General features: G+C 75.2%; 14 protein-coding genes. 9 read left to right on the top strand and 5 right to left on the bottom strand.

Features of this window, described 5'->3' with window-relative positions; genetic code table 11:
* Nucleotides 1–345: 345 nt before the first annotated feature.
* Both HD595_RS40860 and HD595_RS40855 read right to left on the bottom strand, forming a co-directional pair.
* Nucleotides 346–1,641, bottom strand: coding sequence for an SWIM zinc finger family protein (locus HD595_RS40860; protein ID WP_253778985.1), 1,296 nt, complete (start codon nt 1,639–1,641; stop codon nt 346–348).
* A complete protein-coding gene (locus tag HD595_RS40855) occupies nt 1,638–4,484 on the bottom strand; it encodes a DEAD/DEAH box helicase (protein ID WP_253778983.1) in 2,847 nt (948 codons plus the stop codon). Before HD595_RS40855 ends, HD595_RS40860 begins: the two co-directional genes overlap by 4 nt.
* A gap of 100 nt (nt 4,485–4,584) precedes the next feature.
* Here HD595_RS40855 and HD595_RS40850 point away from each other — a divergent pair, with 100 nt between their 5' ends.
* The 5 genes from HD595_RS40850 to HD595_RS40830 all read left to right on the top strand — a co-directional run bounded on the left by HD595_RS40850 (nt 4,585) and on the right by HD595_RS40830 (nt 8,057).
* The gene (locus HD595_RS40850; protein ID WP_253778980.1) at nt 4,585–5,202 is read left to right on the top strand and encodes a DedA family protein; all 618 of its coding nucleotides are present in this window, start codon (nt 4,585–4,587) and stop codon (nt 5,200–5,202) included.
* Nucleotides 5,186–6,352 (top strand): sensor histidine kinase, encoded by a 1,167-nt coding sequence (locus tag HD595_RS40845; protein ID WP_253778977.1) that lies wholly within the window; start codon nt 5,186–5,188, stop codon nt 6,350–6,352. Before HD595_RS40850 ends, HD595_RS40845 begins: the two co-directional genes overlap by 17 nt.
* A complete protein-coding gene (locus HD595_RS40840) occupies nt 6,343–6,987 on the top strand; it encodes a response regulator (RefSeq protein WP_253778974.1) in 645 nt (214 codons plus the stop codon). Before HD595_RS40845 ends, HD595_RS40840 begins: the two co-directional genes overlap by 10 nt.
* 114 nt (nt 6,988–7,101) lie before the next feature.
* Nucleotides 7,102–7,644: a dihydrofolate reductase family protein gene (locus HD595_RS40835; protein WP_253778972.1), complete on the top strand. Its 543-nt coding sequence runs from the start codon at nt 7,102–7,104 to the stop codon at nt 7,642–7,644.
* A 2-nt stretch (nt 7,645–7,646) separates the two neighbouring features.
* Complete coding sequence (locus tag HD595_RS40830; RefSeq protein WP_253778970.1) at nt 7,647–8,057, top strand: hypothetical protein; 411 nt, start codon at nt 7,647–7,649, stop codon at nt 8,055–8,057.
* A 47-nt stretch (nt 8,058–8,104) separates the two neighbouring features.
* On the opposite strand, the gene surE is transcribed toward HD595_RS40830, so the two are convergent.
* Complete coding sequence (gene surE / locus HD595_RS40825; RefSeq protein ID WP_253778968.1) at nt 8,105–9,025, bottom strand: 5'/3'-nucleotidase SurE; 921 nt, start codon at nt 9,023–9,025, stop codon at nt 8,105–8,107.
* 115 nt (nt 9,026–9,140) lie between these two features.
* The gene (locus HD595_RS40820; protein ID WP_253778966.1) at nt 9,141–9,896 is read right to left on the bottom strand and encodes a poly-gamma-glutamate hydrolase family protein; all 756 of its coding nucleotides are present in this window, start codon (nt 9,894–9,896) and stop codon (nt 9,141–9,143) included.
* A gap of 118 nt (nt 9,897–10,014) precedes the next feature.
* Between HD595_RS40820 and HD595_RS40815 the strand changes: the two genes are divergently transcribed.
* A complete protein-coding gene (locus HD595_RS40815; protein WP_253778964.1) occupies nt 10,015–11,097 on the top strand; it encodes a winged helix DNA-binding domain-containing protein in 1,083 nt (360 codons plus the stop codon).
* 85 nt (nt 11,098–11,182) lie between these two features.
* Nucleotides 11,183–11,602, top strand: coding sequence for an SRPBCC family protein (locus HD595_RS40810; RefSeq protein ID WP_253778962.1), 420 nt, complete (start codon nt 11,183–11,185; stop codon nt 11,600–11,602).
* Nucleotides 11,603–11,733: 131 nt separating this feature from the next.
* Here the strand turns inward: HD595_RS40810 and clpX are convergent, their stop codons facing one another.
* Nucleotides 11,734–12,990: an ATP-dependent Clp protease ATP-binding subunit ClpX gene (gene clpX, locus HD595_RS40805; RefSeq protein ID WP_253778960.1), complete on the bottom strand. Its 1,257-nt coding sequence runs from the start codon at nt 12,988–12,990 to the stop codon at nt 11,734–11,736.
* 55 nt (nt 12,991–13,045) lie between these two features.
* On the opposite strand from clpX, the gene HD595_RS40800 reads away from it, so the two are divergent.
* Both HD595_RS40800 and HD595_RS40795 read left to right on the top strand, forming a co-directional pair.
* Nucleotides 13,046–14,335 carry a TetR family transcriptional regulator gene (locus tag HD595_RS40800; RefSeq protein WP_308211336.1) on the top strand — a complete coding sequence of 430 codons (1,290 nt, stop codon included), beginning with the start codon at nt 13,046–13,048 and terminating at the stop codon, nt 14,333–14,335.
* Between the two features lie 188 nt (nt 14,336–14,523).
* Nucleotides 14,524–15,423 (top strand): oxidoreductase, encoded by a 900-nt coding sequence (locus HD595_RS40795; protein ID WP_253778957.1) that lies wholly within the window; start codon nt 14,524–14,526, stop codon nt 15,421–15,423.
* Nucleotides 15,424–15,430 lie beyond the last annotated feature (7 nt).

Genomic DNA, 15,430 nt, shown 5'->3' with positions numbered 1-15,430 from the left:
GCGCCCTTCCGGAATGCCGTGGGGCGCTCTCCCCGTCAGCCGCGTCGCGTCACGGGACCGACCGCGGAGGGAGAGAACCCGGCCTGAACTGGCGAAATGGGTCTCACCTCCTTGATCTTTCACTGCTGGAGAGGGCAGCTTATCGGAGCCCGTCACAGACCCGCAAAGCGGTACGGGCCGGGAGGGGAGCCCCGCCGCGCGAAGGGGACGCGCGACGGGACACGGCCACCACGGCACCAGGCCGCACGGGGCTGAGGGCCTCCAGGAAGACGCCCGCTGACCGGGTGACGGCGGGCCGCCGTCACGGCGCCTTCCTGGCCATGGCCTCCGTCAGACGTGCGGCCGCTAGGGGGACAGCAGCGCCGCCGGGTCGCGCTCCGGCGGGCCCGCCGGCCACCACTGGCCGTCGTTCAGGGTGAACGGGTACCAGCGGCCGTCGCGGCCGTAGCGGAGCTGGCGGTCGCCGCCGATGGTCCACCGGTTGCGGGACAGCTCCGTGGGCGGCGGCTCCTCACCCTCCCACGCGGCCTCCAGCACGGCCCGGGCCCTGGCCAGCTCGTGGCGGGGCGGCGTCCAGGGCGACTCCAGCGCGTCGAGCCCGTCGGCGCCGCCGTACCGCCAGGCCCGCACCGCGGCGTCCAGGCCGAGGTCCAGGTCGTGGTCGGCGGCGAGCCGCACCCGGTCCTGGTACTCGGTCAGGACGGCCGGCTCCCGGCCGAGGGCCGCGGCGGCGAGCACGTCACGCGCCCGGGACGCGGCCGAGGCGGCCAGCACCTCCAGCGCGGCGACGTCCACGCCGGGCGCGGGTTCGAGCCGGAGCGGCGTGAACGCGACGTCGAGCGGCGGCGGCTCGGGCAGCGGCGGCAGCCCGGCCCCCGCCGCCTCGGCCGCGAACACCTCGGCCGCGGGCACACCCTCCAGGCGCTCCGTCTCCGGGCCCTCGCCGAGGTCCGTCCCGGCGATGTCCTTCCCGCCGACGACCGTGCCGCCGGCCGTGAGGTCCCCGGGCCGCGCGGCGTCGGCTCCGGTCTCGGCGGCGGCGCCCGCCCGCGGCGGGGAGCCGTCCGAGGCGCCGCGAGCGGCCCCCGCGGCGCTGTGATCCAGGAGCGCCCGCACCAGGTCGTCCCGGCCGCGCCCCCGCAGGAGCAGCAGCACGAACGGGTCGGCGTCCAGCAGCCAGGACGCCTGGTAGCACAGCGCCGCCGCGTGCGGGCACGGGTGACCCCAGTCGGGGCAGGAGCACTCCGGTTCGAGGTCGCCGACGGCGGGCAGCAGCGGCACGGCCGCGTCCTCGGCCGCCTCCACCAGGTCGTGCGGCACGTCGCCGTCGAGCAGGGCGGCGATGTGGCCGGCCTTGGCCGTGACCTGGTCGAGGAAACGGTCCCATTCGGCGGCGGTGAGCCGTTCGACCCGCACCACCGTGTCGTACTCGCCCTCGGTGACCGCCGCCAGCCGGCCCGGGCTGACCGTGATGGGGCCGACCTGGCCGGTCTTGGCGTAGGCGCGGCCCTTGCGCAGCAGCCCCTGGTCGAGGGACGTGTCCTCCAGGGCCTTGATCCAGGCCAGGCCCCACCAGGTGGTGGCGAAGCGGGCGCCGGCCCGCTGACGGGGGAAGGCGGGGAATCCTCTGACGGCGTTCATCTCAGCTCCACCAGTGCGGCGAGTTCGGCGTCGGTCAGTTCGGTGAGGGCGGCCTCGCCGGAGGCCAGCACGGCCTCGGCCAGGGAGCGCTTGGCGGCCAGCATCTGGGCGATGCGGTCCTCGATGGTGCCCTCGGCGATCAGCCGGTGGACCTGCACGGGCCGGGTCTGGCCGATGCGGTAGGCGCGGTCGGTGGCCTGGTCCTCGACGGCCGGGTTCCACCAGCGGTCGTAGTGGATGACGTGGTCGGCGCGGGTGAGGTTGAGGCCGGTGCCCGCGGCCTTGAGCGACAGCAGGAAGACCGGCGCCCGGCCGTCCTGGAAGCGGCGGACCATCTCCTCGCGGCGGGCGACCGGCGTGCCGCCGTGCAGGAGCTGGGTGGTGACGCCGCGCTCCGCCAGGTGCCGTTCGAGCAGCCGGGCCATCGCGACGTACTGGGTGAAGACGAGCACGGCGCCGTCCTCGGCCACGATGGTGTCGACCAGTTCGTCCAGCAGCTCCAGCTTGCCGGAGCGGCCGGTCAGGCGGGGCGCCGCCTCGTGCAGGTACTGGGCGGGATGGTTGCAGATCTGTTTGAGCCCGGTGAGGAGCTTGACGATGAGCCCGCGCCGGGCCATGCCGCGGGCCTCGGAGATCTGGGTCATGATCTCGCGCACGACCGCCTCGTACAGTCCCGCCTGCTCGGTGGTGAGCGCGACCGGGCGGTCGGTCTCGGTCTTGGGCGGCAGCTCGGGCGCGATGCCGGGGTCGCTCTTACGGCGGCGCAGCAGGAACGGGCCGACCAGCCGCGACAGCCGCTCGGCCGCCTCGGCGTCGCCGGACTCGGCGGGCCTGGCCCAGCGGGCGCGGAAACGGGCCAGCGGGCCGAGCAGACCGGGCGTGGTCCAGTCGAGGATGGCCCACAGCTCCGACAGGTTGTTCTCGACGGGGGTGCCGGTGAGGGCGACGCGGGCGGCGGCCGGGATCTCGCGCAGCGCCTTGGCGGTGCCGGAGGCGGGGTTCTTGACGTGCTGGGCCTCGTCGGCCACCAGCAGCCCCCACGGGTGCGCGGCCAGGCGGGCGGCGTCGAGGCGCATGGTGCCGTACGTGGTGAGGGCGAAGCCCTCCTCCGGCAGGGTGCGGGCGGCGCCGTGGTAGCGGCGCACGGGCACGCCGGGGGCGAAGCGGGTGATCTCGCGCTCCCAGTTGCCGAGCAGCGAGGCGGGACACACCACGAGCGTCGGCCCGCCGCCGCCCTCGCCGGCCCAGTGGTCGCGCAGGTGCAGATGGAGGGCGATGAGCGTGATCGTCTTGCCCAGGCCCATGTCGTCGGCCAGGCAGCCGCCGAGCCCGAGGGAGGTCATGCGGGCCAGCCAGCGCAGCCCGTGGAGCTGGTAGTCGCGCAGGGTGGCGGCCAGCCCGTCGGGGGCCGGGATGTCGAGGGGCTCGGCCAGCCGGTCGCGCAGCTCGGCCAGCCAGGCGCTCGGCTCGACCGGCACCTGCTCGCCGTCGAGCTCCACGGCGCCGGTCAGCGCGGCGCCGAGCGCCTCCAGCCCGGTCAGCGGCTTGAGGTCGCGCTGGCGGGCCTTGCGCGCCACCTCGGGGTCGACGAGCACCCACTGGTCGCGCAGCCGGACGACCGGACGGTGCGACTCGGCCAGGGCGTCCATCTCGGCGGCGGTCAGCCGTTCGCCGCCGAGGGCGAGCCGCCAGTCGAAGCCGGTCAGGTGCCGTCCGCTGAGGAAGGAGGGCAGGTCGGAGGGCCGGTCGCGGTCGCCGACGACGGCGCGGGCGGTCAGGCCGCGTACCAGGTGGCGGGGCCAGTGCACCTCCACGCCGGCGGCGGCCAGCCGCTCGGCGGCGCCGGCCAGCAGCTCCTCCACCTCGCCGTCGGACAGCGCCAGCTCGTCGGGGACGGCGCTGTCGAGCAGCCGGGCCAGCGCGGGCCAGGCGTGGGAGGCGCGGCGCAGCGCCACGGTCACGTCGATGCGGGCCCGGCCGCCGAGCCCCGGGTCCTGGCCGCGCCACAGGGCTCCGGCGTCGACCACGAGGGACGGGTCGGCCTGCGCGTGGACCTGGACGACGGCGCGGAAGTCGTCCACGGCCGGGTCGCCCGCCTCCAGGCGCAGGGAGACCCGCACGCCCGAGTCGAGCGCGGACGACACCTCGCCCGCCCAGGCACGCAGCCGGCCGGCCTTGACCGGCTTGGCGGCGGCGAACATCGAGGTGCCGGTCGCGCGCACCGCGCCGGGGGAGCGGGGCATGGCGTCGGCGACCGCGTCCAGGAACGCCCGCACGTGCCGCTCGGCGTCGGGCAGCAGCACGCTCTCCCCACCGGGGGAGGGCACCAGCACGCCCTCCCCACCGGGGGAGGGCGGCGGCACGTCCTTCCCACCGGCGGAGGGCGGTGGTGCGGGGGCGCCGCCGGGTGCGGGCAGGGGCTGGGCGCGGGCGGCGGCGGGCATGGCGGCGGCCAGCTCGCGCACGCGCTGGAGGTCGGCGGCGTCGAACGGCCCCGCCCGCCAGGCGTCGTGGTCGCCGTCCGTCACCCCGGGCAGGATGCGTCCCCGGGCGACGAGCTGGAGGGCGAGGACCGCGGCCGCTCCCCAGAACCGGGCGGCGGGGTGCGCGGCGGCGTCGTGGCGGGCGCGGGCCAGGGCCGCGACGGCCTCGCCCACGGGCAGCCGCGTGGCGGGCGCCCGGCGGATCCGCACAGTCCCGTCGCCGGCGTCCTCGGCCACCTCGACCATGCCGCCGCCGTCCGGGGCCCCGTCCGCCGCGAGGAAGACCATCCGGCCGGACCTGGGCGGATCGCCCGGCTCGAAGAGGACCGCCTGCCGTACCAGATCCGTTGATGCGCTCACGGCCGTACAGTGTACGGTACATGGGGCTGTGGTTTACCACACCCCAGATCGGGCGTTCGCCTCATTACCGGCATATGCGATCATCCATAGCCTTAAAGGCATGACTGACTGGGTGGTTGGACTCATGGAGGACCTCGGCGCCCCGGGGGCCGGGATCGCGATCGCGCTGGAGAACCTGTTCCCGCCGCTGCCGAGCGAGGTGATCCTGCCGCTGGCGGGCTTCACGGCGAGCCGGGGCGAGATGGACCTGCTCGACGCGCTGGTGTGGACGACGCTGGGCTCGGTGGTGGGTGCCCTCGCGCTGTACTGGGTCGGCGCCCTGCTCGGCCGGGACCGGGTGCTGGCGATCGCGGCGAGGATGCCGCTGGTCAAGCCCGCCGACATCGAGAAGACCGAGGCGTGGTTCCTCAGGCACGGCCGCAAGACGGTGTTCTTCGGCCGGATGGTGCCGCTGTTCCGCAGCCTCATCTCGATCCCGGCGGGCGTGGAGCGGATGCCGCTCACGACGTTCCTGGCCCTGACGACCGCCGGCAGCCTCACCTGGAACACCGTCTTCGTGATGGCCGGCTACCTGCTCGGCGAGCAGTGGGAGCTCGTGGAGACCTACGTCGGCGTCGGCACGAACGTGGTGATCGCCCTGATCGTCGTCGCGGTGCTGGTCTTCGTCGGCGTGCGGCTGGCCGAGCGGCGCAAGGGGCGGCATGCGTCACGTCGCTGAGGGAGCCCGGGTGGCCGGGGCGGTGGCGCTGGGCGCGGTCACGGCCCCGCTGGAGGCGGTGTTCCTCCTGCTGGCGCTGCCGTTCCTCGGCAATCCGAACGTCTCGGGCGCGGCCGCCCGCCTGGCCGCGCTGGAGGTGCGCCGGCTCCGCCTCGACCCGGCCGCCCTGGGCCTGAGCGCCGGACCCGCCGGACAAGCCCCTGGAATCGCCGGGGCCGCCGGGCGCCCGCACGAGGGCCGGGCACGGCCCGCCGGCGCGCGGGCGCTGCGGTTCCTGACGCTGCGGCTGCCGGTCGGGGTGCTGGGCGGCCTGGTGGTGACGCTGTTCGTGTTCGGGGCCGCCACGGCGCTCGCCGCGCTGCGGGCGTGGCTGGGCGGCCAGCCGTTCGACGGCATGGAGCCCACCCCGCTGCTGGTGACCTACCTGCTGGTCGCCGGGTTCGTGGGGCTGTTCATCAGCGTCTCCGGCATGATCGGCGTGTACGCGGTGGAGCGGCGCCTGGCCTGGGCGGTGCTCGCGCCCGACCGCACCGAGGCGCTGGAGCGCCGGATCGCCGAGCTGTCCGAGAGCCGGGCCGGGATCGTGGCGGCGGTCGACTCCGAGCGGCGCCGCATCGAGCGCGACCTGCACGACGGGCTCCAGCAACGCCTGGTCGCCCTGTCGATGCTGATCGGCCGCTCGCGCCGGGGCCGGCCGGAGCTGCTGGACCAGGCGCACGAGGAGGCGCAGCGGGCGCTGGCCGAGCTGCGCGAGGTGGCCTGGCGGGTGTACCCGAGCGGCCTGGACGCCCTCGGCCTCGGCGACGCCCTCGCCGGGGTGGCCGAGCGGTCGAGCGTGCCGGTGACCGTGACCTGCGACCTGGCGGGACGGCCGCCGATGGCGGTCGAGACGGCCGCGTACTTCGTGGTGTGCGAGGCCGTGACCAACGCCGCCAAGCACGCCGGCGCGGCCCGCATCGCGGTGGACGTCCGTCGCGACGGCGCGGCGCTGGTCGTGCGGGTGGAGGACGACGGCGCGGGCGGCGCCGACCCGGCCGGCAGCGGCCTGTCGGGGCTGGCGCGCCGGGTGGCGGCGTTGGACGGGACCTTCGAGGTGACGAGCCCGCCGGGCGGGCCGACGACGATCGTGGTGGAGCTGCCGTGCGGGTGATTCTGGCCGAGGACTCGACCCTGCTGCGCGAGGGTCTCATCCGGCTGCTGGTGGAGGAGGGGCACGAGGTCCCGGCCGCCGTGGGCGACGGCGCGTCGCTGGTGGAGGCCGTGGCCGAGCACGCGCCTGACGTGGTGGTCGTGGACGTGCGCATGCCGCCCACCCATACCGACGAGGGGCTGCGCGCGGCGCTGGAGATCCGCCGCCGGTGGCCGGGGGTGCGCCTGCTGGTGCTGTCGCAGTACGTCGAGAAGAGGTACGCGGCCGAGCTGATGAGCGGCGACGTCGAGGGCGTCGGCTACCTGCTGAAGGACCGGGTGGCGCAGGTGGCCGACTTCCTGGACGCGCTGGAGCGGGTGGCGGCCGGGGGAGCGGCGTTCGACCCGGAGGTGGTGCGCCAGCTCCTGGCCCGTACCACGCAGGTGGACCCGCTGGCCCGGCTGACGGCCCGCGAGCGCGAGGTGCTGGAGCGGATGGCGCAGGGCCTGACCAACGCCTCGATCGCGCAGGAGCTGCACGTGTCGCAGAGCGCGGTGGAGAAGCACGTCAACGCGCTGTTCGACAAGCTGCGTCTCTCGCACGTCACGGGCTACAGCCGCCGGGTGCTGGCCGTGCTGCGCTTCCTGGAGTCCTGACCCGGGGCGCCGCGCGCGCCGGGCCCTCCGTTCAGCACGCCGGTCTTGACAAAAAAATTTGTCGGTGAGACGGTGGGGGCACCTCGAAACGGGCTTTTGTGAACGGAGACGCGGATGCGGAAGATCGTCGCGGGACTGTTCGTCTCGCTGGACGGCGTGGTGGAGTCACCGGAGAAGTGGCACTTCCCGTACCTGAACGACGAGATGGCGCGGATCGTCGCCGACCAGATGCGGGAGGCCGACACCATGCTGCTCGGCCGCCGCACCTACGAGGAGTTCGCCGCCTACTGGCCGAACCCCGAGCCGCAGGCCGCCGACCTGGCCGGCTACATGAACGGCACCCCCAAGCACGTCGTCACCACCACCCTGCGCACGGCCGGGTGGCAGAACTCCACGATCGTGCGGGGCGACCTCCCGGTCGCGCTCAAGGAGCTCAAGGAGCGGCCGGGCAAGGACATCTCGATCACCGGCAGCCCCACACTGGTGCGCTCGCTGCTGGCCGGCGGCCTGCTGGACGAGCTGCGCCTGCTCATCCACCCGATCGTGGTGGGCCGGGGCGCCAAGCTGTTCGCCGACGGTGAGCAGGTGCCGCTGCGGCTCCTCGGCAGCCGCACCCTGGAGACCGGCGTCATCCACGCGACCTACGGAAGGGCCTGACCATGCCGACGACCACCAGCACCAAGACCGTCGCCGCCAAGCTCCTGGTCAAGCCCGGCACCGCCGTCTGGGTGTCCGACCCGGCCCACCGGAGCCTGGTCGAGCCGCTGCCCGAGGGCGCCCGGCACGCGGACGGCCTCGGCGAGGCGGACGTCGCCGTGCTCTTCGCCGCCGACGCCGCCTCGGCCCGCCGGCTGCTGGACGAGCACCGCGCCGCGCTGACCGGTCCGTCCGTGCTGTGGGTGGCCTATCCGAAGGGCAACCGGTCCGACGTCAACCGCGACACGCTGTGGCCGATCGTCGGCGCGTACGGCCTGCGGCCCAACGGGCAGGTGGCCGTGGACGAGGTGTGGTCCGCGCTGCGCTTCCGCCCGCTGAAGGAGGGCGAGGCGCCGTTCACGGGCGGCCGCTGAGCGCCCCGCCGGCGCGGCGGGACGCTCCGACCAAGGCACGTCGGGGGTCAGGGCGTGAGGGAGCGCAGGCGGGAGCGGATGGCCGTGGCGGTGGCCGCACTGGCCTCCCAGCTTCCGTCCAGTGGGGTGATGGTGACGTTGCCGGCCGCCAGCAGCGTGCGGTCGGCGTCCTGCACCGGGTCGGGGCCGGGGTCGGCGATCGGGACGATCCGGTAGCACAGGGCGCACGCCTCCGGCGCGGGCGTGTAGCCGGCGCCGTACGGCAGCGAACTGCCCAGGTGGGCCATGCTCACCGTGCCGTTCGGCGTGACGGGGTAGTTGACGTTGAGCGCGGTGCGGGCCGGCAGCACGGGGCCGCCGTTCGCGGTGGCCGACAGCCGGTTCACCAGCCGTACGGTGAACTCGATCGACCGGGCGGCGCTAGGCACGGAGCTGCCGTCGCGGGCGACGCTGACCGCGATGGCGGGGACGCCCGCCACGAGGGCGGTGATGGCGGCGCCGACCGTGCCGGAATAGGTGGCGGAGGCGGCCACGTTCTCGCCCGGGTTCGGGCCGGAGACGACCAGGTCGGGCAGGTCGCCGGCGAATGGGACGCGGGTGCCGAAGGAGACCGCGTCGCTGGGGCTGCCGCCGACCGCCCAGCCGTGGTCCTGCTTGGCGGCCTCGATCGTGCCGCCGAACCTGGCGTTGATCATGGTGCCGGAGGCGCTGGCGTCGGCGGCCGGGGCGACGACCGTGACCTCGTGCCCGGCGGCCTCCAGAGCCTCGCGGAGCTGCTGGAGGTAGGTCGAGGAGTAGCCGTCGTCGTTGGTCAGCAGGATGCGCAGAGGCTGCCGGTGGAGCGCCTGCGCCGGGGCGGTGCCCGCGGTCAGGAACGCGAGGAGGAGGAGGGGGACGAGGGCGAGGCGTTTGAACACGTGGATCTCCTTGCCGAGCACCGTTGCCGACACGTGGCGGAGCTCGCTCACGTGACGGCTTGGACGGTATGCGCGCCCCGCGCCGCCCGGCCACCTGCAAACCCCCTCAACCAACCCCAGATGAACCCCAGGTGAACCCCGAGTGAACGCCTGTCCGGGCCGCCGCTCAGCCGAGGGCGCGGTTGACGGCCGCCACGTACCGGTAGAAGTCCTTCGTGCGGTTCGCGGGGTCCTCGACCCACGCCCGCGCCAGCTTGCCCTCCTTGAAGAACCGCTCCCGCTGGCCGCGGCTGATCTCCAGCTGTACCCCCATGCCCCGGCGGTTCCGGTTGGCGATGTTCTGGGGGCTGTCACCGCCGATCTCCTCGGGCACGGACGACGAGACGCCGAACCCGGCGGCCCGCAGCTCCGCCTTGACCTTCCTGATCAGCGCCGTGTCCCGGCCGCCGACGTAGGTGACGGCGTCGGAGCCCGACGCCGCGTGCCAGGAGATGGTGCGGTCGACCCCCGCCACCACCTTCAGCGCCCGGGGCTCGTCGAAGTGCGTGGCGGTGATGTGCAGGTCGCTGTTGCCCGTGGCCTTGATGCCTTCGAACGCGTAATAAACGTCCTTGCGGCCCGCGGCCTGGTCGGCGAGCTGCGACGTCGGCGCCTCGATGGCGCCGCCGTGGATCGCGATGTGCGCCACCTTCGCCCCGCGGGGGACGCGCACGACGCGCCGGTAGTCCTTGCCCTCGACCTCGTGGGCGGACAGCTCAGCGTAGTCGGCGTAGACGTCGTCCGCAGACGCGGACGCAGACGCGGACGCAGACGCAGACGCAGACGCGGACGCTGCCGCGGGCCGCGCGGGCGCGGCGAGAGCGGCGGGGGCGAGGCTCATCACGAGCACGTTCGCGACGGCGATGGACATGATTCTCTTCACGGGGGACCCTTCCGACGATCTTTCCGAGGGCCATCATGCCGCCTGCCGCCGCGCGTCGCTCCCTCCATGGTCCGATCCGCCTCCTCCACGGCGTGGCCGGACGCCTAGGCTGAGGCGCGTGATCAGCACGCGTGAGCTCAACCGGGCGACCCTGGCCCGCCAGCTGCTGCTCCGGCGGCACGCCATGCCGGCCCTGGAGGCCGTGGAGCACCTCGTCGGCCTGCAGGCCCAGGCCCCCTTCCCCCCGTACTTCGGCCTGTGGTCGCGCCTGGACGGCTTCACCCCCGACGAGCTGGCCCGGCCGCTGCTGGAGCGGGAGGCGGTGCGCCTGGTGCTCATGCGCGGCACCGTCCACCTCGTCACCGCCGCCGACGCCCTGACCCTGCGCCCGCTCACGCAGCCGCTCCTCGACCGCTACCTCAACGTCGCCCGCGGCCGTTCCCTCCAGGACGTGGACGCCGGCCAGCTCGCCAAGGCCATCCGCGAGGCCCTGGCGGAGCGGCCCCTGACGGCGACCGAGCTGGGCGCGCACCTGGCCGGGCGCTTCCCCGCCGCCACGCGGGACGACCTCGCCGTGGCCGTGCGCTGCGTGGTGCCGCTCGTCCAGGTGCCGCCCCGCGCCGTGTGGGGCAAGGCCGGGCGGACCGCGTTCGCGCCGATGGAGGACTGGCTCGGCCGGCAGCCGCACCCCGACCCGTCGCCGGAGCGGCTGGTGCTGCGCTACCTGGCCGCCTTCGGGCCCGCCACGGTCGCCGACGCCCAGGCCTGGTCCGGCCTGACCGGGCTCCGCGAGATCGTCGAGCGCCTGCGTGCCCAGCTCGTCGTCTTCCGCGACGAGCAGGGGCGGGAGCTGTTCGACCTGCCGGACGCGCCGCGTCCCGGCGCCGACGTGCCCGCGCCCGTACGGCTGGTCGCGCCGTTCGACAACGTGCTGCTCGGCCACGCCGACCGCACCCGGATCATCTCCGACGAGCACCGCAAGACGGTCATCACGATCAACGGGCAGGTGCTGGGCACGGTGCTGGCCGACGGGTTCGTGCGCGGGGTGTGGAAGCGCGAGGGGCCGGTGGTCACGGTCGAGCCGTTCGCGCCGCTGACGCCGGGGCAGGCGGAGGAGGTCAGGGCCGAGGCGCTGGCGCTGCTCGCCTTCGCCGAACCGGGCAAGGCGGACCGGCACGAGGTCAGGGGGATCGGCTCATGAGCGTCACGACGGGTGCGCGCCCGGCGGGGAGACGAACCGGGAGCCCGGCCGCGAGCCCGGCCGCGAGCCCGGCCGGGAGACGCGCGTGAGCCGGGGCCGGATGGGGGCCGCGGTGCTGGTCGCCGCGCCGCCCGAGCGGGTCTTCGCCGTGCTCACCGACTGGCCGCGCCACCACGAGTGGATGCTCCTGACCACCGCCCGGAGCAGCGGGCCCGACCAGGTGGAGGCCTTCACCGGGGTCGGCCCGCTGGGGTTCCTCGACACGATGACGATCACCCGCTGGGAGCCGCCGGGGCTCGTACGGGTCCGCCACACCGGGCGGCTGGTGCGGGGCGAGGGCGTCTTCCGGATCCGGCCGTACGGGGGCGGCAGCCGGGTGATCTGGGCCGAGGACCTGGACCTGCCGCTCGGGGCGGTGGGACGGCTGCTGTGGCCGCTGGCCAGGCCGTTCGCCGACGCGATGGCGCGGCTGTCGCTGCGCCGCCTGGCCCGCCTCGTGGAGTGACCTCACGCCGCGCGCCGGGCACGACCTCCGAGACCGTCCCCGGCGCCGCGAGCGCCTTGCCCGTCAGGCCGACCTCCCGTCCCCTGCTCGTGGCTCGTCAGGCCGACCTCCCGTCCCCTGCTCGTGGCTCGTCAGGCCGACTTCTCGCGCGGTCCCGCGTCGCGGCCGTCCGGCTCGCGGGGCACGAGGGTCGGGTTGACGTTGCCGAGGACGGTCTCGCGGGTCACCACGACCCGGGCCACGTCGTCGCGCCCAGGCACCTCGTACATGACGTTGAGCAGCACCTCCTCGACGATCGCCCGCACGCCGCGGGCGCCGGTGCGGCGCAGCAGCGCCTGCTCGGCGATCGCCTCGACCGCGCCGCGGGTGAAGTCGAGTTCCACGCCGTCCATCTCCAGCAGCCCGCGGTACTGCCTGAGCAGCGCGTTGCGGGGCTCGGTGAGCACGCGCACCAGCGCCTCGCGGTCCAGGCGCTCCAGCGTCGCCGTCACCGGCAGGCGGCCGACGAGCTCGGGGATGAGCCCGTAGGCGACCAGGTCGGACGGCATGACCCCGGCCAGCGAGCCGGCGCCGGGCTCGGAGCGGGCGCGCGGGACGGCGCCGAAGCCCGCGCCGCCGCGTCCCGTCCTGGCCTCCACGACGCGTTCCAGCCCGTCGAAGGCGCCGCCGCAGATGAACAGCACCCCGGTCGTGTCGATCCGGACGTGGTCCTGGTCGGGGTGCTTGCGCCCGCCCTGCGGGGGCACGCTCACCGTCGTCCCCTCGATGATCTTCAACAGGGCCTGCTGGACGCCCTCGCCGGAGACGTCGCGGGTGGCCGACGGGGTGCCGCCCCTGCGGGCGATCTTGTCGATCTCGTCGATGTAGACGATGCCGGTCTCGGCCCTGGCGACATCGTGGTCGGCCGCCTGGAGGAGCTTGACCAGGATGTTCTCGACGTCCTCGCCGACGTAGCCGGCCTCGGTGAGGGTGGTGGCGTCGGCGACGGCGAACGGGACGCCGAGCACCCGGGCCAGCGTCTGCGCCAGGTACGTCTTGCCGGAGCCCGTGGGGCCGATCATGAGGATGTTGGACTTGCCCAGCTCCACCTCGTCGCCCCGGCCGTGGCGGACGCGCTTGTGGTGGTTGTGGACGGCCACGGCGAGGGCGATCTTGGCGGCCGTCTGGCCGACGACGTACCGGTCGAGGAAGGCGTGGATGTCGCGCGGCGTGGGCGGCGCTTCTCGGTCGGCCGTCCCCGCGGCCTCCGCGCGTGCCTCCTCGCGCAGGAGCTCCGTGCACCGCGCGACGCAGTCGTGGCAGATGCAGATCTGCGCCGGGCCGGCGATGAGCCTCGCGACCTCGGCCTGGCTCCTGCCGCAGAACCCGCACTTCAGCCCGGGCGCCATCCGCGCGCCTCCCTTGCCCCTCGCGCTGTCAAGATCAGATGATGACATCATCTGAATGGCGACGGTATCTTGGTTCCGGACGCGGCGCAAACGCGCGGACGGGAGGACGATGGCCCGGCTCAGCAGGGCGGAGCTGCAACGGCTCAACCGCTCGAAGGTGGTCGAGGCGGCGCGCGGGGAGTTCGCGGAGCGGGGCTTCGGCGGCGCCACCATCGACGGCATCGCCGGACGGGCGGGGCTGACGCGGGGAGCCGTGTACTCGAACTTCCCCGGCAAGCGGGCCCTGTACTTCACGGTCCTGGCCGAGCTGTCCCGCGCCGCCGAAACCGGTCCCGGCGCGGCCGCCCGGGCGCGCACGGCGCGGGAGGCGCTGGGGGGGTTCGCGCGGGCATGGGTGACGCGGCTGCCGCTGGTGAGCGGCGACCCGGGCGACCCCGCCGGTGAGGGCCGTCTGCCGGTGGACCTCATGCCGGAGGTCCTCGCCGACGAGCGCCTGCGGGCGGTGGTCTCGGGGCTGCGCCGGCTCGACGCGCTGCTGCTCGGGCTGGCCCTGGAGCGCATGGACGCCCTCGCCCCGGAACGCGGGGGTCTCCGGGCGCGGGAAGCCGCAGCCGAGGGGCAGGCCGGAGCCGGGGCGGCGGGGAGCGGGCGCCGGGTGCGGGTGGCCGAGGCGGCGCTGACGACGTTGAGAGGGGCGAGCGAGCTGGCCGTCGCCGCGCCCGGCTTCGTGGAGCCGTTCGACCTGGTCGCGGTGGGTGAGGAGCTGGCGGGGCTGGACCTGGACGACCGGTGGGCGCCGCCGCCGGTCGTCCCGCCCGTCCAGCCGGCCGACGCCCCCTGGCCGGCCGGCGCTCTCGGTCCGGGCGGCGACGTCTCCTGGCCGGGGTCCGAGCCGGGTGGGGTTCGCGCCGCCGACGGAGAGGCGGGGTCGGCGCGGGGCGGTGGCCTCGGGGCCGAGGGGGTGGGCGCGGAGGACGGCGTGGTGGCGGTGCTCGGGCTGCTGGAGGCCGGCGCCGCGGAGGAGGCCGTGCGGGCCGCGCCGCCCGGCGTGCCGGTGACCGTGGCCCTGGCCGGCGGGGACCCGGCGGAGCAGGCGCCGCTCACGCGGCTGTGGCTCGCCGACGTGACGCGCTGCCTGCGCGAGGCGTTCCCGCCCCGGGCGTGGCCCCTGCTGCGCGTGGCGTACGACGACACGGGCGCGCTGGCCGCCGCGGCCGGAGTCCCCGCGGCCACGGACGACACGATCGCCGCGGTGCGGGTGCGGGACGGCCGGATCGTCGCCCGCGCCGACGGCCCCGGCGCCTGCCACGCCATCGCCTCCAGCGTCCGGCTTGCCACCGTGTGAGCGGGCTCCGAGCCCGACGCGCCGCGCGTCCCCCGGGCTGCCTGATATGATTTGTTTCACCGCTTGAGCCTTCTCGCCCGGACCACGTCCGCCGAGGAGGCTTTTTTGCGTGTCCGCGACCGGGCGTCAGCCCCGATCGCCGCCGTGCACCGGCCCGCCCTCCCGCGTTTCCGCACCCAAGGAGATCCATGCTCGACAGCACCACCGTGCCCGCCGCCGCCGCGGGCACCTGGAAGCTCGGCGACCTGACCGTCAACCGCGTCGGGTTCGGCGCGATGCGCCTCACGGGCACCGCCCCGTTCGACATGGGAGAGCCGAGCGACCGCGAACGATCCATCCGCGTGCTCCGCCGCGCGGTCGAGCTGGGCGTCAACCACATCGACACCGCCGCGTTCTACTTCTCGTCGCTGCGCTCGGCCAACGAGCTCATCAACCGGGCCCTGGCGCCGTACCCGGACGACCTCGTCATCGTCACCAAGGTCTGGCCCGGCCGCAACGCCTCGGGCGAATGGTCGTGGGCCACGCCGGAGCAGCTGCGCGGCCAGGTCGAGGAGAACCTGCGCCAGCTCGGCCGCGACCACCTGGACGTCGTGAACCTGCGCGTCCCCCCGAGCCGGCGGACCGGCTCGATCGCCGAGCACTTCGGCGCCCTGGCCGCGCTGCGCGACGCCGGGCTCATCCGCCACCTCGGCGTCTCCAACGTCACGCCCGGGCACCTGGCCGAGGCCCGCTCCATCGCCCCGGTGGTCTGCGTGCAGAACCCCTACGGCATCGGCGCGCCCGCCGACGACCAGGAGTTCGTACGGACGTGCGGCGAGCAGGGCATCGCCTTCGTGCCGTTCTTCGCGATCGCCGGCGAGGGGGCCGAGGCGGGCGCGACCGGGACCGAGAGCGACGTGGTGCTCGCCGTCGCGCGGGCGCACGGCGCGACCCCCGCCCAGATCCGGCTGGCGTGGACCCTGCAGCAGGGACCCCACGTGCTGGCCATCCCGGGCACGAGCAACCCCGACCACCTGGCCGACAACGTCGCCGCGGGCGCCCTGCGGCTCTCGGACGCCGAACTGGCGCTCCTGTCGGGCGGCCACTGATCACATC

The sequence above is a fragment of the Nonomuraea roseoviolacea subsp. carminata genome, assembly GCF_024172185.1.
GTDB classification, from domain to species: domain Bacteria; phylum Actinomycetota; class Actinomycetes; order Streptosporangiales; family Streptosporangiaceae; genus Nonomuraea; species Nonomuraea roseoviolacea.
Note: the sequence above shows the minus strand (reverse complement) of the source record. Positions and strands in the feature narration are given on the sequence as shown.

Excerpts from the sequence above, each read along its gene's own strand:
- HD595_RS40845 (WP_253778977.1), top strand. The coding sequence starts at position 5,186 with ATGCGTCACGTCGCTGAGGGAGCCCGGGTGGCCGGGGCGGTGGCGCTG.
- HD595_RS40835 (WP_253778972.1), top strand. The coding sequence starts at position 7,102 with ATGCGGAAGATCGTCGCGGGACTGTTCGTCTCGCTGGACGGCGTGGTG.
- HD595_RS40800 (WP_308211336.1), top strand. The coding sequence starts at position 13,046 with ATGGCGACGGTATCTTGGTTCCGGACGCGGCGCAAACGCGCGGACGGG.
- HD595_RS40795 (WP_253778957.1), top strand. The coding sequence starts at position 14,524 with ATGCTCGACAGCACCACCGTGCCCGCCGCCGCCGCGGGCACCTGGAAG.
- clpX (WP_253778960.1), bottom strand. The coding sequence starts at position 12,990 with ATGGCGCCCGGGCTGAAGTGCGGGTTCTGCGGCAGGAGCCAGGCCGAG.
- HD595_RS40860 (WP_253778985.1), bottom strand. The coding sequence starts at position 1,641 with ATGAACGCCGTCAGAGGATTCCCCGCCTTCCCCCGTCAGCGGGCCGGC.
- HD595_RS40850 (WP_253778980.1), top strand. The coding sequence starts at position 4,585 with ATGACTGACTGGGTGGTTGGACTCATGGAGGACCTCGGCGCCCCGGGG.
- HD595_RS40830 (WP_253778970.1), top strand. The coding sequence starts at position 7,647 with ATGCCGACGACCACCAGCACCAAGACCGTCGCCGCCAAGCTCCTGGTC.